Below are 17,384 nucleotides of genomic sequence, written 5' to 3' on the forward strand. Positions count from 1 at the left end.
CAAATTTTTCATATCGAAAAATGGACACCGGACAAAATCTCTGCTCTTTCCTCATGGTTTTTTCCGAAGAACAAAATCGCAGCCTATCCACTTGTTTTTTCCAAAGTAATAGGAAATACGCTATTCTCGTTGCAGTTATCCTCCTATACCCTATCTCAGCGCACAGAAAAACCACTCCAAACCCGGGAGTGGTTTCTGATCATTCTGCTTTAAAATTCAAGTCCAGATTTTCCGGCCGGTCTTCTGGACGGATTTCATCCAGCGGCACATAGACTTGGATGTGCCTGAACAGGTTTTCAAATTCAGCTGGCAGATTGCCGCCGTATTCACCGTCAAGGTTCAATTGGACAGTTTCCTTGGATTGCACCTTGATGCGGTTTGCCTGTGTGTAAATCACGCCTGGGTCATTAATGTGCTCACCGCGGACAGCAAGTGAGGCAATTCTAATAAAATCAGCCAGGTTAGTCTTCTTTAAAATCAATAAAGAAAACAATCCATCATTAATTGACGAGTTTGGAGCCAGGCGTTCAAAGCCGCCGACGGAATTAGTAAGCCCGACAAGGAACATCATGACTTCGCCTTCGTAAAGCTTCCCATCATACTCAATCGTTACTTCAGAAGCACGAATGGATGGCAGCATCTCGATTCCTTTTAGATAATAAGCGAGCTGGCCCAGCATGGTCTTGAGCTTGCTTGGCACTTCATATGTCAGCTCCGTCAATCTGCCGCCGCCTGCGATATTTATGAAATATTTATCATTGATCCGGCCTACGTCGACCGGGATCGTTTCGCCTTTAACAATGATGTCGACCGCAGCATCAATATCCCTTGGGATATGGAGCGCGCGTGCAAAGTCATTTGTTGTGCCGACCGGAATGACACCGATTTTCGGGCGGTATTCCTGTTCAGCTATCCCATTGACTACCTCATTGATCGTGCCATCTCCGCCAGCCGCAATCACCAGGTCATAGCACCGCTCGACCGCAATCCTTGCTGCCTGCGTCGCGTCCCCCTCACCTGTTGTTGCATGGCATGATGCCTCATAGCCGGCATTCTCCAGCTTCACCAAGACCTCTGCAAGATGCTTTTTAAAAACTTCACGACCTGAAGTCGGATTATAAATGATTCTTGCTCTTTTCATACCCATCATCCTACTTAATATGGTTTTATATTCCATTCTTTTACATCATAGCCCATTACGACTATCCAGGCAATTACCCGAATATCGATGGTACCGGATATATCATAAACTAATTTCTGTCCATTTGCCAAAAAGAATCCACTATTTATTCAAAGTGTTAACTATCGTATTTTTCGAAAAACTCTTCCATTCATCCTCTTTCTTTTTTACAATACAAAGAGGGTGGTTACATAAATTGGAAACCCCCACCCGTGATTTAGGGGTGCAAAAATATAGCCCATTCGACCTTATTACTCAATTTACAATCTTGGCAAAAGTACAAGCTTCGATGCGGACAGCACTATTGATTTGCTCAATTGGACTTGAACATTACTCGACTCAATTTCCATGCTTGTTTTGACATCCTCACACTTGTAAGTGTTCCAATAAAAAGAATAAATTGTGCTATTTGATATTACAGACGTTAAAAACGGTATAAAAGTTCCCGAAGGTTATCTGCCTGCACAACACCAGTTTTAGTATCAAAATACTTTTGGCACGGTAATAAAAACCTTCTGACCGGGACTATTTCAGAATAAAATTATTTAACTAGATTAAAAGGGTGACGCTATATGACTTGGATTTGTCTTTTGGCAGCATATTTGGTTGGTTCCATTCCTACTGCTTTATTGATTGGCAAATATTTTTTCCATGTTGATATCAGGGATCATGGCAGCAAAAACCCTGGTGCGACGAATACTTTGCGGGTCATGGGCAAGCGGGCGGCGATTATCGTGCTGCTTGTGGATGTCGCAAAGGGGATTCTGGCAGCTTCGCTCCCGCTGATCTTCAATTCTCCTGTTGAACCGCTGTATGCCGGCTTGATTGCCGTCATTGGGCACTGCTTCCCGATTTTTGCCGGTTTCCGCGGGGGCAAGGCGATCGCAACGACTGCGGGCGCACTGCTGATTGTTGATATCGGAATGTTCCTGGCTGTGTATGTGACGTTTTTTGCAGTCATTTTTCTGACCAAATATGTGTTCATGGGTTCAATTTCGGTCGGAATCGCAATGCTTGTTTATTCATTTTTCTCTCCGGAAATTCATGAGCCACTCATCTTTACTGCTTTTATTATATTTTTGATTTTCCTCCATCGTTCGAATCTGCAGAACTTTTTTAGCGGCAAGGAGCCGAAAATCACTGACAAAAAAGTGAAGGGTGACCGCCTTCCTCCAAAAGATCTTAAGATGTAAACTTTTAGCCATGGCTTTCGGGCCATGGTTATTCTTTTACACTATAGATATATTAGAAAAATAAATTACTATTTAAAGAATAGTATTTTTGGAGAAAAAATAGATTGTTAATCATTTATGTGAAATGATAGAATATTATTTGTATTAGCAATATTTTTTTAATAATTTTTCACAATAACAAAGGGGGAAAGATTATGTCCAATGAAATGTATCAAATCATTGCCATTGGGATCTACATGGCCGCGATGCTATATATCGGCTGGTATTCCTACAAAAAGACAAGCAATCTGACTGACTACATGCTTGGCGGCAGATCGCTCGGTCCGGCAGTCACAGCGCTCAGCGCCGGTGCGGCTGACATGAGCGGATGGCTTTTGATGGGTCTTCCTGGGGGAATTTATGTAAGCGGTTTAGCGAATGCATGGATTGCCATTGGATTGACCGTCGGCGCGTATCTTAACTGGCTTTATGTAGCACCTCGACTTCGCTCATACACCCATGTGGCGAATGACTCCATCACGATTCCAAGCTTCCTGGAAAACCGTTTTAAAGATGATACAAAGCTTTTAAGAATTATATCCGGAATTGTTATTCTTCTATTTTTTACTTTCTACGTTTCCTCCGGAATGGTCGCCGGAGCTGTTTTCTTCGAGAATTCATTCGGCCTTGACTACCATACCGGCTTGTTGCTGGTTTCCGCAGTCGTCGTTGCCTACACATTATTCGGCGGCTTTCTGGCAGTATGCTATACAGATTTTATCCAGGGAATGATGATGCTTCTCGCCCTGCTGCTCGTGCCGATTATCGGTTTCTCAAAAACAGGGGGACCTGCAGAAACATTCGATACCATTCGTTCGATTGATCCAGCACTGCTTGATTTGTTCAAAGGTACGACTGTGCTCGGCATCATATCAACTGCAGCATGGGGTCTTGGCTACTTCGGCCAGCCTCATATCATCACCCGCTTCATGGCCATCACCTCAATAAAAGAAACAAAGAGTGCGAGAAGAATCGGCATGGGCTGGATGATCTTCTCCTTGATTGGGGCAATGCTGACAGCTTTGATCGGTCTTGCTTATTTTACACAGAATCCAGATGTGAAGCTGGATAACCCTGAGGCAGTCTTCATCGTACTCGGGCAACTTTTCTTCCATCCATTGTTCGCCGGCCTTATGCTTGCAGCCGTACTTGCTGCAATCATGAGCACAATCTCATCCCAGCTGATCGTTACATCCAGCGCACTGACTGAGGACTTGTATAAAATCTTATTCAAAAAAGAAAAAACTGATAAGCAATACGTATTTTTTGGACGTTTAGCAGTACTCTTAGTAGCCATTATCGCTGCATCACTTGCCTGGGTGCAGAACGACACGATCCTTGGCCTGGTTGCGTACGCATGGGCTGGCTTCGGCGCAGCGTTCGGACCAATCATCATCCTAAGCCTATACTGGAAGAAGATGACCAACTGGGGTGCGATTCTCGGTATGATCGCCGGTGCCGCTACCGTCGTCATCTGGAGCAATTTTGGCTTGAGCGACGTCATGTACGAAATCGTTCCGGGTTTCATTATCAACCTGATTATTTCTATTGTTGTCAGCTTGGTCACTTATAAACCAAACCCTGAGATTGAAAAAGAATTCGATATGAGTGTTGAGAACTTAAAATCCTAAACTCGATGCCACAGAGATCCTTTCTCTGTGGTATTTTTATATTCGATAAAATCTTACAGGAAATTACATATTCTTAATAGAATTATATAGTGACCACTTAAGCATGAGGAGAAAATGATGAAAAGAAATCTGCTATTCTATGGAACATCAACCATATTGCTTTTGACCGTATTGATTGCCATGGACCGCTATAAATTATATAAAGAGGAAAAGCCGCCTGTACCAAGCATCACGGTGAATGGACAGGAGATTGCACAAATTCTCGGCCAATATGATTGGCATGGCACCAAAACGGAGAAATTGGATCCACTCAAAGCCATGGCTGGCATGAATCCATCCAGGGTGAAGGAAAGAGAAACACTAGAAGTCTCATTTCCTCCAGAAGTAGAGCCTGAATCTATTACAATCAGCCAGGTTAACGCAGCCCCTGGCATGGAAAAGCAAAAAGCTAAAGAAAAAACCCTGCCAATTCCTAAAAGCCTCACCCAAGAGAGAATTTATTTTCAAATAAAGGCACAATGGAAAAGAGGTTACAGCACATATTATATTAAAACGGATATAGAGGACCTGCCACTTTTCTATGATTTCCTCTCAAAGGATCCTGAGAAACTATCTGTACTGGCGATTGTTCCACGTGGAGAGTCAGAAAAGTATGACATTCCATCCGAAGTTAAGGAAAAACTCGATTCCTTCCAAATATCAGATGATTTAGAAGGACTTAAGAAGAGATATCCAGAGCTGTTAACCAATATAACTCCCGTCTATATGATATTTAATAGTGAGTTTCATCAGCAATCCGTCGAAGATAAGGACAAGTTGATCGACCGTGTAATGGATGATGGTCTGGATTGATATCCATGGCTCAGGTTACTAAATAATATAAATATCGATTCTACGCCCTCTTTCCCGGGAAATATCGACAAAAAAGCTGGCGATTGGTTCGCCAGCTTTCGCTATTATCTCTTATTCAATTCCTCGACTAGCAACTTGTTGACTAATGGCGGATTCGCCTGGCCTTTGGTTGCTTTCATGATCTGGCCGACAAGGAAGCCTTTCGCCTTGTCCTTACCGCCTTTGAAGTCCTCAACGGATTGCGGGTTAGCGTCGATAATGCCGGTGATGATTTTAAGCAATTCACCTTCGTCGGAGATTTGGACAAGTCCTTTCTCCTTAACGATTTTCTCCGGATCGCCGCCCTTTTCAACCAATTCCTTGAAGACTTGCTTCGCAATCTTAGAAGAGATCGTGCCGTTCTCGATCAGTGTGATCAATCCGGCAAGTCCTTCTGGAGTCAGGGAGGTTTCATGCAGCTCTTTCGATTCAGCTTTCAGGTATGCAGAGAACTCACCCATCAGCCAGTTGGAAGCCTGCTTCGGATCTGCCTCCGCTTTAACGACAGATTCAAAGAAGTCAGCCATCTCTTTCGATACGGTCAATACCTCTGCATCATAAGCTGGCAGCCCCATCTCCTCAACATATCGCTTCTTGCGCTCGTCTGGAAGTTCAGGGATTTCCGCACGGATTCTTGCTTTCCACTCTTCATCGATATAAAGATCAGGAAGATCCGGTTCAGGGAAATAACGATAATCATCTGAACCTTCTTTTACACGCATAAGAAGAGTAGTGTTGGTCGCTTCATCGTAGCGGCGTGTTTCCTGCTGGATTTCACGGCCAGCGAGGATTTCCTCTTCCTGTCGCTTTTCCTCGTACTCAAGACCTCTGCGCACGAAGTTGAAAGAGTTCAGGTTTTTCAGCTCGGTTTTTGTGCCAAATTCCTTCTGGCCAACCGGCCTGATGGATATGTTCGCATCACATCGAAGTGAGCCCTCTTCCATTTTGCAATCCGATACGCCCGTATATTGGATGATTGACTTTAACTTTTCCAGATAGGCATATGCCTCATCCGGCGTGCGTATATCGGGTTCCGATACGATCTCAACGAGCGGCGTTCCTTGGCGGTTGTAGTCTACCAGCGAGTATCCATTGCCGTGGGTCAGCTTGCCGGCATCTTCTTCCATATGGATGCGCGTGATGCCGATTTTCTTTTTATAGCCATTCACTTCGATCTCAATCCAGCCGTTCTCGCCGATCGGCTTGTCGAATTGGGAAATCTGGTAGGCTTTCGGATTGTCCGGGTAAAAATAGTTCTTGCGGTCAAATTTCGTATGCTCTGCGATATCGCAGTTTAAAGCCATAGCAGCTTTCATCGCGTACTCAACCGCTTTTTTATTCACCACAGGCAATACACCAGGGTAACCCAGATCAATCACGCTTGTATTCGTATTCGGCTCGGCACCAAAATGGTTCGGGCTCGCCGAAAAGATTTTCGATTCTGTTTTTAATTCAACATGGACCTCAAGGCCAATTACCGTTTCAAACTTCATCATTTTCACCCCTTTACAGCTCAGGTTGTTGTTTATGGAAATCTGTTGCCTGCTCGAATGCGTGAGCAACATTATATACAGTGCTTTCATCAAAATGACGTCCGATGATTTGCAGACCAAGCGGCAGTCCTTTGTCAAAGCCGCACGGAACCGAGATGGCTGGCACCCCTGCAAGGTTGACAGGAATCGTCAAAATATCATTGGCGTACATCGTCAGTGGGTCTCTTGTGTTTTCGCCAAGCTTGAATGCCGGTGTTGGCGCTGTCGGTCCGATGATGACATCGTACTGTTCAAACACTTTTTCAAAGTCCTGCTTGATCAGCGTGCGGACCTTCTGTGCTTTTTTATAGTGAGCATCATAATAGCCTGCACTCAGCGCAAATGTTCCAAGCATGATCCGGCGCTTTACTTCCTCGCCGAAGCCTTCTTCGCGGGTCATTTTATACATATCGAGCAAGTTTTCGGCGTTCGGCGTTCTGTATCCATAACGCACGCCATCAAAGCGTGCCAGGTTTGCGGACGCTTCTGATGAAGATAATAGATAGTATGTAGCCAAAGCATACTTCGAGTGCGGCAAGGACACCTCTTCCCAAGTCGCACCCAGGCGCTCGAGGATGACAAGTGCGTCCATTACTGATTTTCGGACTTCTTCGTTCACGCCCTCACCGAGGTATTCCTTCGGCACAGCGATTCGTAAGCCTTTTATATCACCAGTCAATGAAGCGATATAGTCAGGGATATTAACATTTGCGGATGTAGAATCCATTTCATCATGCCCCGCGATCGCTTTTAACAGAAAAGCATTGTCTTCTACATTCCGAGTAATTGGTCCAATCTGGTCCAAAGAAGACGCGAATGCGATCAATCCGAAGCGTGAAACAAGTCCATAAGTTGGCTTCATGCCGACCACTCCACAGAATGATGCCGGCTGGCGAATCGATCCACCTGTATCGGAACCTAAAGAGAACAGCACTTCTCCGGCAGCCACAGATGCAGCCGAACCGCCTGAAGAACCACCAGGTACACGATCAAGGTTCCAAGGATTGAATGTCTTCTTGAAGCCGGAATTTTCGTTGGAAGATCCCATTGCAAACTCGTCCATGTTCAGCTTGCCGATTGTCACCGTTTCTGCCTGTTTCAGCTTCTGGATGACCGTCGCATCATAAATAGGATCAAAGTTTTCGAGAATCTTGCTGGCTGCCGTCGTGCGCAGGCCCTTGGTAACGATATTATCCTTGATGCCGATTGGCAGTCCGTATAATTTATTGGCTGGTGCACTTTTCGCTGTCTTTTCATCCAATGCCTTAGCTGCTGCCCTAGCATTTTCTTCATCCAATGTTAAAAACGCCTGGACCTTGCCTTCGACCTCGCCAATCCGCTTGTACGATTCGTCGACCAGGTCGGAAACGCTTAGCTCTCTTTTGTGTAAAAACTCATGAAGCTCCGAAATCTTATGTTCGAATAAACTCATCGCCGGTCCTCCTACTCCATAATTCCAGGTACTTTAATCTGCCCATCCTGATGTTCAGGCGCATTCTTTAATACTTCCTCGCGCGGAAGGCCCTCTTTTGCACGATCTTCCCGCATGACATTCTTTATTTCAAGCACATGTGAAGTTGGCTCCACATTATCCGTATTCAGCTCATTCAGCTGCTCAGCATATGTAATGATTTTATCCAGCTGGTCCGTCAGCATTTTCGCTTCATTTTCCGTAATAGCCAGTCTCGCCAGGTGCGCGACATGCTTCACCTGTTCCTCAGAAATCCTTGACATAAAAGCACCTCCATCTTAAATTCTCTGACAATAATAATAATGATCATAGCAAAGTTTTCCACGTTAAAGCAATACAAGTCTTGCTGTTTGTACTATTTTATCAGAAGCAGAGGTTGATCGCAGACATATAGGACATTTTCGTCATTAAATTAGTTTGTGGTTGATAGACAGCGGGAAGGAATAGCCTAAGGAGGTGTAAAAAAACTTGGCTATTTTGACTTTTTTCCTGGTGATCCTGTTAGCAGGAGTTCATCTATCTGTGAAATACTACTCCAAATTAATGGAACAGCCGCGTAAACCCATACTCAGCTTCGCCGGCGGTGCGTCCGTTGCCTATGTGACCGTGCATCTGCTGCCTGAATTCCAGAAGGTGCAGAAGGAGTTCAATAAGCTGATACACATACCCAAACATTATGAAGAATACAGTTTGTACCTGATCGCGACAATTGGCTTCATCGCTTTTTATTCCATCAATCATTTTGTAAAAGAATCTGAACAGAACAGGCCCAATTCTTCTGTCTTTGTTTTTCATATAGGAGCCTTTGTCCTCTATAATTCATTCATTGGCTATTACCTGATTAAAGGCTTGAAACAGGAACCTAAAGCTTTAATAATTTTCACAGCCGTTTTTATCTTACACCTCATGGTCAATGATGTCGGACTCCGGATCGACCATAAAAAGCGATATGACCCATGGGGTTCACTGATCCTGGCTGTATCTGTGGTGGGAGGATGGCTGCTCGGCTACCTCGTCACACTTCCTACCTTCATTTTCGCCCTGTGGTTCAGCTGGCTGGCTGGAGGCATCTTATTGAACACCATTAAAGAAGAACTGCCTAAAGAACGCAAAAGCAAGCTGCTTCCGTTCATTTTAGGAGTTGCTGCCTCAACATTATTGTTCATTCTCATTTAAAATCTGTTTTTAAAAAAGGGATGGATTCTTTATCCATCCCCTTCCCGTTTACGAACCCTGAAAGAAAAATTACTTGAATCTCTTTTTTTTGTTCATTACAACTGATCACTGATTTCCAGCGCCATTTTTAAATATTCCACAAACAGTATCGATTGCTCTTTAATCCTCAAATCTTCCTTCGATAACATCGCGTCCTCTACCGCTAAACCGTCGATGAAGGCAATGATCGACCGGGCAATGATTTCATGATCAAATCTAGTGCTGAATTCCCCGCATCTTTGTCCATGTTCAATAATATGCGCATATAATTTCAAGCCATTATTGTATCGAACTGATCCGTATTCTCTTCTATGTTCATCATTTCTTCCGATTATAAAAAATTCAAGTTTTGCCGGCGCCAAAGGGTCCATTTCATCATCAGGTTCCCCGTCCTCACCAAAGATAGTTTTCATGAGCATATCCCAATAAGATGTTGCATTTTCCTTCAACATCTCCAATGTCTCATCCATTTCTATCGATAATCCTTCTTCCAGAATCGTTTCGAATACTGCTTCTTTATTTGAAAAATATTGATACAACCCGCCTCTGCTGACATTCGCAGCGTCCATTATATGCTTCATCGTGGCCCGCTCATATCCATATTCAATGAATACATTCTCTGCCGCCTTCAAAATTTCAGCTCGACGCTGCTCCATGTGTTCCTGACTGACTTTCGGAGACATTTGCTCTCCCCCGTTCTATTTTACTCTTAAAAACCAGACCAACAATCGAGACCGCAACCAACAATAATCCAGTTATCACAAATGTGGGGATGACTCCCAGGACAGTGGCAAGCAATCCGCCAGCCAATGGCCCAATGATTGTGGCCGTGGTGGTTACGCTGTTCAACACCCCGAAAACCCTGCCTGTCATGTGAACAGGCGTTTCGGTTTGGACTGCTGCCTGAAAAGGGATGAACACCAACCCTGCTGAAAATCCAGCCGTCAATCCCAGAGCTGGCCCCCATAACACCGGCAGTGCTAAATCCAATTGGGTCAATAAAGCCAGCATACTAAAACTAATCCCAATCCCGCAAACCCCAATGAACAATAGCATCAGCGCATTGTAATCTGTTTTTTTAGCCAACAGTAATCCTGTAAAAAACATCCCAACACCTGATGCCGTAACAATATAACCAAACAAATCAGGAGAGGCATTCGATAGTTCCCTCAATAAAACAATAATTTGAGAGTCAGACAATTGTAAGATCAGGAGGCTTACCCCCAAAACAATCATACCAACAACTAAGTAACGACTGCCTTTGATAAACCTGATTCCTTCGAGGAAATCTTCCTTAAACGAAGCTTCCTTTGGTTGATCTGAACCGCTCTTTATAACTGCGGCTGTCTTTGGCAAAGCAAGCAGCAAAAGCGCTGAAATAACAAAGGTACCGGAATCGATAAAAAACACCAGCTGTGTTCCAAAAGCCGAGACCAACAGTCCGCTCAACAATGGTCCAAGCACCTTCGTCCCTGAGTCAATCATCGAGGTGATGGACATGGCACTTTTCATATTTTCTTGATCAATTAGTTCTTTAAGCTTACCATTCTTTGCCGGGACAAATATAGCCGAGAGCATTCCGACTATGAACAAGCAAATATAGACAGTCCATAAGGAGTCAGCAAATGCCAGAATCAGAATTAGACCCGCTCTGACTACGTCTGACAAGATCATGATCGCCTTTCTGTTCATCCTGTCAGCAATCGTTCCGGTGAACGGTCCCAGCAATGCCATCGGAACAGCCAAACATAAAATGATAAAGGAAACCTCCATTGGAGAAGCCTCCCACTTCAATCCAACCATCGTGATGATTGCCACAATACTTAACCAGTCACCAATACTTGATATTAACTGCGCAAGCATTAAGGTCATAAACCCCTTGTTCTTTAAAAGACCGCCCATGTTCATCCCTCCAAATTAAAACGACACATATGTCGTTTTATTAATTTTATTATAACGACACTGTTGTCGTTTTTCAACCTTTTTTTTGTAAACTTCTGGATTTTATTAAATGTTTTCGTTGAAAAAATGGCAAAAAAAAAGAGCCAACCTTAAGGCAGCTCTATTTCCTAAAAAACTTACCAATCCCAGATAAGAATCCCTTTTTCTTCTTAGGTTCCTCTGGTTGGAACACCGGTTTCTTTTTACCAAGATAAATCTCCTCTTTATCAATGGCATGGTCGTGTGCTAATACGAGTCCTAGCTCCGAATCGTAATCCTTATTAGTCACGATCGTGAACTCAATGCCCCGTTTTTCAGCCGCTTTAATGTACTCAGATAAATAAGAATATGATATATTGCCATTTAAAAAGAGGTGCGCTTCACGATTTTCATCCATCAGCTGCTCAACTTCTGATTCAACACCCTTCCTCATGACCTCGCCCTGAGTAAGCGCAATGACCACCCGCTCTCTAATTGTTGTGAGGAACCTTCTTCTCTCATCAGGTTTCGTCTGTTTAGCACCATGGATTCCCTGCTGTAAGTAATCATCCACTTTATTGTTGCCCATAATCGTCACCCCCTCACATATACTTGTTTCCGCAGTCTCTAAATACATTTTTATCTTAACCCAGGCAGTCGCTTATGTCCTGATGAAATACAATTCATTTAGTTTTCTTATGCCGCGGACTTGTTACTTTCTTTTTCGGGCACATTATAGCCTTACTTGTTACCGAAATTCTCGGTTTTCTCCTTTTTCGGGCACATGTTCGCCTTACTTGTTACCGAAATCCCCGGGTCTCTCCTTTTTCGGTCACATGTTGGTCTTGCTTGTTACCGAAATTCTCGGTTCTCTCCTTTTTCGGGCACATGTTCGCCTTACTTGTTACCGAAATCCCCGGTTTTCTCCTTTTTCGGTCACATGTTGGTCTTACTTGTTACCGAAATCCCCGGTTTTCTCCTTTTTCGGGCACATGTTGGTCTTACTTGTTACCGAAATTCTCGGTTCTCTCCTTTTTCGGGCACATGTTGGTCTTGCTTGTTACCGAAATCCCCGGGTCTCTCCTTTTTCGGGCACATGTTGGTCTTACTTGTTACCGAAATTCTCGGTTCTCCCCTTTTTCGGGCACATGTTGGTCTTGCTTGTTACCGAAATCCCCGGGTCTCTCCTTTTTCGGGCACATGTTGGTCTAGCTTGTTACCGAAATCCCCGGGTCTCTCCTTTTTCGGGCACATGTTGGTCTTGCTTGTTACCGAAGTACTGGATCCAGCCCTTTTCGGGTACATCCTAATTCTTCATCATATCCATACACGTTTCTATCCTTTAGAATTTATGTGTATTATTCACCCTTATATGTATGTTCCCGCCCAAAAGTCTGTGCTAGTTTAAGGTTAACCTATTTTGAGCAAAAAAAACCTCCTCTTCATACCGAAGAGAAGGACACAAATAGGAGAATGCAAGGTTAAAAATCAAAAACAGTTATGGTAAATCTCTGCCTGAGTTGGAGGGCTCAGGCGAAGAGAAAACCCGTGATCAGGAAGTAGTAAACTGTGCTTCTTCGGTAGATCCTTTTAACGCAGTCGTTGAGGATGTTCCTCCAGAAATGACCATTGATACATCATCGAAGTAGCCTGTTCCGACTTCGCGCTGGTGCCTTGTTGCTGTGTAGCCGTACTGCTCGCTGTCGAACTCAGCCTGCTGCAGCTCAGAGTATGCAGCCATTCCGCGCTCTTTGTAGCCGCGAGCCAGCTCGAACATGCTGTGGTTCAAGGCGTGGAAGCCAGCAAGTGTAACGAACTGGAACTTGTAACCCATCTTGCCAAGCTCAATCTGGAATTTCGCGATTGTTTCGTCATCCAGCTTCTTTTTCCAGTTGAATGATGGTGAGCAGTTGTAAGCAAGCAGCTTGCCAGGATACTTTGCATGGATCGCTTCAGCAAAACGGCGGGCTTCATCCAGATCTGGCTCAGATGTTTCACACCAAACAAGATCAGCATATGGAGCATAAGCCAAACCGCGCGCGATCGCCTGGTCAAGACCAGCCTTCACACGGAAGAAACCTTCCGGCGTCCTATCACCAGTGATGAACGGAGCATCATATGGATCCACATCGCTTGTAATCAAATCTGCCGCATTCGCATCAGTACGGGCTACAATTAAAGTTGGTGTTCCCATTACATCAGCTGCAAGTCGGGCGGCAATCAGGTTGCGGACTGCTGTCTGTGTAGGAAGCAGTACCTTTCCGCCAAGGTGTCCGCATTTCTTTTCCGAAGAAAGCTGATCCTCAAAGTGAACGCCAGCTGCGCCAGCTTCGATCATGCCCTTCATCAATTCGAAAACATTCAGCTGGCCGCCAAATCCTGCTTCAGCATCCGCTACGATTGGTGCGAACCAGTCGATGGAATCGTCTCCCTCTCCATGAGTGATCTGGTCAGCACGCTGCAGCGCCTGGTTGATGCGCTTAACAACTGCTGGTACGCTGTTCGCCGGGTACAAGCTCTGGTCAGGATACATGTTTCCGGATAGGTTAGCATCCGCTGCAACCTGCCAGCCGCTCAAGTAGATTGCCTTAAGGCCAGCTTTTACCTGCTGGACAGCCTGGTTGCCAGTTAAAGCTCCAAGTGCATTAACGAAATCCTCTTCATGAACAAGCTTCCACAGCTTTTCCGCACCGCGCCGAGCCAGTGTATGTTCAATATCAATCGAACCGCGAAGCTTGATGACATCCTCCGCACTATAAGTTCTTTCCACTCCAGTCCATCTGCTATCCATTTCCCAGCTTTCCCGCAATTGCTTTACACGATCTTGAGTCATTTTTTATTCCTCCTAATGTTTGTAATTTATCAATCTATTAAACTAAAGCCTGATAGCTAGGCAATGTTATAAATTCAACAAACTCATCATTCTGTGAATGAAGTTTTTTCAGATAGCTGAAAATATAATCCCAACGGCCGCAGTTCAAGCCAGCGGACTGCTCTTTCATTCATGTAGAATCTCATTCATTTCGAATGAAGCCAGGATTGTTTCAATCAAACAGTTGCTTTAATCGTTCCCTGTGGAATACCAAGATGATTCTGTGCATAAACGAACACATCGTTCCAAAGGCGCGCTTCAAGGTGGCTCTCCATCTTAGGAAGGTAGAAGTATGGGCCTGTGCCTGCTGCACCAGCTTTTTCGCATTATGGAAAAAGTGCATCGCGAAATCGAATAAGCTGCCTGAAATTAGGTTCCAATCGAGCAATACATGTTTTTCTTCTAGGTGCCAGCCTCTTGGGAGAACCATTAAAACAGCTGTTTTTTCATTCAGTTGATACTTTTTGCCATTTGCATTTTCAAAAGTGATCATTTTGTTAACGGCGTCCCTAAGATTGTCGACATCGACTGTCTTCATCCCTCCTCCTTTGTTATAGTACAGTACCAATAACTCTAATATGTATTATATAACAGAGATTTTAGATTGCAACTATTTTGTTAAATTTTTCTGAAAAATTTTTAAAATGGGGCTATAGTCCTTTATTCCATAAAGAAGTAAACGGTGCAATTATGCTTTTGAAGCATGCAATTATGTAGTCAGAACGTGTAATTCCTCCTCTTTTCGGTGCAATTAAAAGCGGAACTGTGCAATTCCCAATCCTTATCGCGCAATTAAAGCTTGGAAATGGCAGAAAACACAAAGAAACCCCTGATCACAGGGGTTTTTTCGCATTCTTTTTCAGTATGAATTTTACAAAGAGGAATGTAAGAGCGGGTACAACCAAATTAGGCAGCAGGAATTGTATGAAGAAGGATAGTGTATCTGTGAGGTAGTGTGCTTTGTCTACTTGTGGGATCAGGATTTGATCGCCCAAGGGGCCTTTTGAAAAAACAGAGTTAAAAACAAAGTTCCATCCTAAGTGCAGACCAATTGGGAGCATCATCGATTTTGATTTTTCAAAAGCATATGCCCAAACTAATCCAGAGATCGACGTCATCAGGAACACAACAAGCATTAAAACAATATTTCCAACTACTCCAAAAGAAAACCAGTGGTAGATGCCAAAGACAATCGCGGATAATATAATTCCTGTCCTCGCTCCCCATTTACGGATAACGATATAGAGCAATGCTCCTCTAAAAATCAATTCTTCAAAGACAACTGACGTAACATTCCACCATAAGAAGTTTAATGTGCCAAGGACAGATAGATTTTCATTCAGTTTCCAGTCCGTATTTGTTAGAGCAGAATCGACCAATTGTATTACTGTACAAAGTAATGCGGTAAAAATGAATCCAAGAGCAAGCTGGGATATTCTTGATTTTGTGGGTGTGATTCCTAATGCACCAAGGTTTTCCCTGTAAAAAACTCGAAGTAAAACCCACGATATTATGAGCTGTACCAATATTCCAAGCAATGCATCAACTCCATTCCAGGGTAATTTTACCTAATTATATCAAAGTACATGCTTGTACATTCCCTTAAACCGAAAAAATCCCCCTCTCAAGTGAGAAGGGGATTCCAATTCTGTATTAGTACATTTCAGAAGTAGTCTTAGCTTGCATGTGCAGAAGCAGATAGTCTGGTCCGCCAGCTTTTGAATCTGTTCCTGACATGTTGAAGCCGCCGAATGGCTGGTAACCTACGATTGCGCCTGTGCAGCCGCGGTTGAAGTAAAGGTTTCCAACATGGAAATCTTCACGTGCCTTCTGGATGTTTTCACGGTTGCGCGTGATAACCGCTCCAGTCAGGCCATATTCAGTGTTGTTCGCGATTTCAAGCGCATGGTCGAAATCCTTCGCTTTTGCGAATGCCACAACTGGTCCAAAGATTTCTTCCTGCATGATGCGAGCTTTTGGATCCAAATCAGCAAATACGGTTGGCTTGATGAAGTAGCCTTTAGAGCTGTCTCCTTCGCCGCCAGTCATCAAACGGCCTTCCTGCTTGCCGATTTCGATGTAGCTCATGATCTTGTCAAACGCACCCTGGTCATTAACTGGACCCATGAAAGTGCTTTGATCAGTTGGATCATCAAGCTTAAGCTCATTTGTCAATTCAACCACACGGTTAAGAACTTGATCATAAACATCTTCAACGATGACTGCACGTGAACATGCAGAGCACTTCTGGCCAGAGAAGCCGAATGCTGAAGCAGTAATCGCTTGAGCAGCCAATTCAAGATCAGCGTCTTTGTCGACAACCATTGTGTCTTTTCCGCCCATTTCAGCTACTACGCGCTTAAGCCAGATTTGGCCTTCGTTCAGCTTGGATGCGCGCTCGTTAATGCGCAGACCTACGTCACGTGAACCTGTAAAGCTGATGAAGCGAGTGTCTTTGTGGTCAACAAGGTAGTCGCCCACTTCTGCTCCGCTTCCTGGTACGAAGTTAAGGACACCCGCAGGCAGACCTGCTTCTTCCATTACTTCAACGAACTTAGCCGCAACAACTGGAGTCGTTGAAGCTGGCTTCAAAAGAACTGTATTTCCTGTCACGATCGCTGCTACAGTTGTACCAGCCATGATTGCCAACGGGAAGTTCCATGGAGAAATGATGACTCCCACTCCAAGAGGAATGTAATCATAACGGTTATATTCATTTGGACGGCTTTCTACTTTCACGCCCTCTTTGATTCTTAGCATTTGGCGAGCATAGTACTCCAGGAAGTCGATTGCTTCTGCTGTATCAGCATCTGCCTCGTTCCATGGCTTACCAGCTTCTTTTGTTAAAAGCGCTGAGAATTCATGCTTGCGGCGGCGAATGATTGCAGCAGCCTTGAATAATACATCGGCACGTGTCTCAGGCTTCACTTTTTTCCAAGTCTTGAACGCTTCGACAGCAGCCTGCATTGCTTTTTCAGCTAGATCGCGGTTTGCCTTTGATACGCGTCCAATAACTTCTTCTTTATTGGATGGGTTGTAAGATACAATCTTGTCTTCAGTCGAGATTCTCTCTCCGCCAATCACCAAGTCATAATCCTGGCCAAGATAGCCTTCTACTGTTTTTAATCCTGTAAGGTATCCTTCACGGTGTACTTCATCTTTAAAATTCGTGAAAGGCTCGTGTTTGTATGGCTGAACCATTCAATCCCCTCCTATGTATTAAAACGTTTTCATTCCTTTCCCATTCTATCATGAGAGTCTCATAGTGTTCAACGGCAACGTACTAGCAAGTCTTGGATTGCAAATTTTCACAATATTTATTATGGCAATATTATAATAGGGGCTGTTTTATGACTTGGTCGATATATTTGGGAAAGTGGTCGAAATATTTGAAAATGTGGTCGAATTATTTGAAAATGCTTTACGACCCCCTAATTCTT

General features: G+C 44.0%; 14 protein-coding genes and 1 pseudogene. 4 read left to right on the top strand and 11 right to left on the bottom strand.

Annotated features, from left to right (window positions below):
• Nucleotides 1-199: 199 nt before the first annotated feature.
• Nucleotides 200-1,141 carry a diacylglycerol kinase gene (locus J7I80_RS21080; protein ID WP_214741086.1) on the bottom strand — a complete coding sequence of 314 codons (942 nt, stop codon included), beginning with the start codon at nucleotides 1,139-1,141 and terminating at the stop codon, nucleotides 200-202.
• Between the two features lie 611 nt (nucleotides 1,142-1,752).
• Between J7I80_RS21080 and plsY the strand changes: the two genes are divergently transcribed.
• The 3 genes from plsY (at nucleotide 1,753) to J7I80_RS21095 (ending at nucleotide 4,895) form a co-directional block, all read left to right on the top strand.
• On the top strand, nucleotides 1,753-2,373 hold the full coding sequence (gene plsY, locus J7I80_RS21085; protein WP_214741096.1) for a glycerol-3-phosphate 1-O-acyltransferase PlsY: 621 nt from the start codon (nucleotides 1,753-1,755) through the stop codon (nucleotides 2,371-2,373).
• A 194-nt stretch (nucleotides 2,374-2,567) separates the two neighbouring features.
• Nucleotides 2,568-4,043 carry a sodium/proline symporter PutP gene (putP, locus tag J7I80_RS21090; protein WP_214741098.1) on the top strand — a complete coding sequence of 492 codons (1,476 nt, stop codon included), beginning with the start codon at nucleotides 2,568-2,570 and terminating at the stop codon, nucleotides 4,041-4,043.
• Nucleotides 4,044-4,160: 117 nt separating this feature from the next.
• Nucleotides 4,161-4,895 (top strand): hypothetical protein, encoded by a 735-nt coding sequence (locus tag J7I80_RS21095; RefSeq protein WP_214741100.1) that lies wholly within the window; start codon nucleotides 4,161-4,163, stop codon nucleotides 4,893-4,895.
• A gap of 104 nt (nucleotides 4,896-4,999) precedes the next feature.
• Here the strand turns inward: J7I80_RS21095 and gatB are convergent, their stop codons facing one another.
• From gatB to gatC, 3 genes are read right to left on the bottom strand one after another with little or no spacing between them, the layout of a single operon-like run.
• Nucleotides 5,000-6,427: an Asp-tRNA(Asn)/Glu-tRNA(Gln) amidotransferase subunit GatB gene (gene gatB, locus J7I80_RS21100; RefSeq protein WP_214741102.1), complete on the bottom strand. Its 1,428-nt coding sequence runs from the start codon at nucleotides 6,425-6,427 to the stop codon at nucleotides 5,000-5,002.
• 13 nt (nucleotides 6,428-6,440) lie between these two features.
• Nucleotides 6,441-7,898 (bottom strand): Asp-tRNA(Asn)/Glu-tRNA(Gln) amidotransferase subunit GatA, encoded by a 1,458-nt coding sequence (gene gatA, locus J7I80_RS21105; RefSeq protein ID WP_214741105.1) that lies wholly within the window; start codon nucleotides 7,896-7,898, stop codon nucleotides 6,441-6,443.
• An 11-nt stretch (nucleotides 7,899-7,909) separates the two neighbouring features.
• Nucleotides 7,910-8,200, bottom strand: a complete 291-nt coding sequence (gene gatC, locus J7I80_RS21110) for an Asp-tRNA(Asn)/Glu-tRNA(Gln) amidotransferase subunit GatC (protein WP_214741107.1) — start codon at nucleotides 8,198-8,200, stop codon at nucleotides 7,910-7,912.
• Between the two features lie 205 nt (nucleotides 8,201-8,405).
• On the opposite strand from gatC, the gene J7I80_RS21115 reads away from it, so the two are divergent.
• The gene (locus J7I80_RS21115) at nucleotides 8,406-9,113 is read left to right on the top strand and encodes a hypothetical protein (RefSeq protein WP_214741109.1); all 708 of its coding nucleotides are present in this window, start codon (nucleotides 8,406-8,408) and stop codon (nucleotides 9,111-9,113) included.
• A 95-nt stretch (nucleotides 9,114-9,208) separates the two neighbouring features.
• Here the strand turns inward: J7I80_RS21115 and J7I80_RS21120 are convergent, their stop codons facing one another.
• From J7I80_RS21120 to pruA, 7 genes and pseudogenes are all read right to left on the bottom strand, one after another.
• Entirely contained in the window at nucleotides 9,209-9,835 is a 627-nt protein-coding gene (locus tag J7I80_RS21120; RefSeq protein WP_214741111.1) for a TetR/AcrR family transcriptional regulator, read from the bottom strand.
• Nucleotides 9,789-11,054, bottom strand: a complete 1,266-nt coding sequence (locus J7I80_RS21125; protein ID WP_214741113.1) for an MFS transporter — start codon at nucleotides 11,052-11,054, stop codon at nucleotides 9,789-9,791. The genes J7I80_RS21120 and J7I80_RS21125 overlap by 47 nt, the downstream gene beginning before the upstream one ends.
• Nucleotides 11,055-11,214: 160 nt before the next feature.
• Entirely contained in the window at nucleotides 11,215-11,661 is a 447-nt protein-coding gene (locus J7I80_RS21130) for a YueI family protein (protein WP_214741115.1), read from the bottom strand.
• 963 nt (nucleotides 11,662-12,624) lie between these two features.
• A complete protein-coding gene (aceA, locus tag J7I80_RS21135) occupies nucleotides 12,625-13,905 on the bottom strand; it encodes an isocitrate lyase (protein WP_214741117.1) in 1,281 nt (426 codons plus the stop codon).
• An 85-nt stretch (nucleotides 13,906-13,990) separates the two neighbouring features.
• Nucleotides 13,991-14,461 (bottom strand): annotated as a pseudogene (locus tag J7I80_RS21140) (malate synthase A); the annotation flags it as partial.
• Nucleotides 14,462-14,777: 316 nt separating this feature from the next.
• Nucleotides 14,778-15,482 carry a CPBP family intramembrane glutamic endopeptidase gene (locus J7I80_RS21145; RefSeq protein WP_214741119.1) on the bottom strand — a complete coding sequence of 235 codons (705 nt, stop codon included), beginning with the start codon at nucleotides 15,480-15,482 and terminating at the stop codon, nucleotides 14,778-14,780.
• Between the two features lie 115 nt (nucleotides 15,483-15,597).
• Nucleotides 15,598-17,145 (bottom strand): L-glutamate gamma-semialdehyde dehydrogenase, encoded by a 1,548-nt coding sequence (gene pruA, locus J7I80_RS21150; RefSeq protein WP_214741121.1) that lies wholly within the window; start codon nucleotides 17,143-17,145, stop codon nucleotides 15,598-15,600.
• Nucleotides 17,146-17,384: the final 239 nt, after the last annotated feature.

The sequence above is a fragment of the Bacillus sp. ISL-41 genome (assembly GCF_018613235.1).
GTDB lineage: Bacteria > Bacillota > Bacilli > Bacillales > Cytobacillaceae > Mesobacillus.

Coding starts and splice junctions, on each gene's coding strand:
- J7I80_RS21130 (WP_214741115.1), bottom strand. CDS start 11,661: ATGGGCAACAATAAAGTGGATGATTACTTACAGCAGGGAATCCATGGT.
- gatB (WP_214741102.1), bottom strand. CDS start 6,427: ATGAAGTTTGAAACGGTAATTGGCCTTGAGGTCCATGTTGAATTAAAA.
- gatA (WP_214741105.1), bottom strand. CDS start 7,898: ATGAGTTTATTCGAACATAAGATTTCGGAGCTTCATGAGTTTTTACAC.
- J7I80_RS21120 (WP_214741111.1), bottom strand. CDS start 9,835: ATGTCTCCGAAAGTCAGTCAGGAACACATGGAGCAGCGTCGAGCTGAA.
- putP (WP_214741098.1), top strand. CDS start 2,568: ATGTCCAATGAAATGTATCAAATCATTGCCATTGGGATCTACATGGCC.
- aceA (WP_214741117.1), bottom strand. CDS start 13,905: ATGACTCAAGATCGTGTAAAGCAATTGCGGGAAAGCTGGGAAATGGAT.
- J7I80_RS21095 (WP_214741100.1), top strand. CDS start 4,161: ATGAAAAGAAATCTGCTATTCTATGGAACATCAACCATATTGCTTTTG.
- J7I80_RS21125 (WP_214741113.1), bottom strand. CDS start 11,054: ATGGGCGGTCTTTTAAAGAACAAGGGGTTTATGACCTTAATGCTTGCG.
- pruA (WP_214741121.1), bottom strand. CDS start 17,145: ATGGTTCAGCCATACAAACACGAGCCTTTCACGAATTTTAAAGATGAA.
- plsY (WP_214741096.1), top strand. CDS start 1,753: ATGACTTGGATTTGTCTTTTGGCAGCATATTTGGTTGGTTCCATTCCT.
- J7I80_RS21080 (WP_214741086.1), bottom strand. CDS start 1,141: ATGAAAAGAGCAAGAATCATTTATAATCCGACTTCAGGTCGTGAAGTT.
- gatC (WP_214741107.1), bottom strand. CDS start 8,200: ATGTCAAGGATTTCTGAGGAACAGGTGAAGCATGTCGCGCACCTGGCG.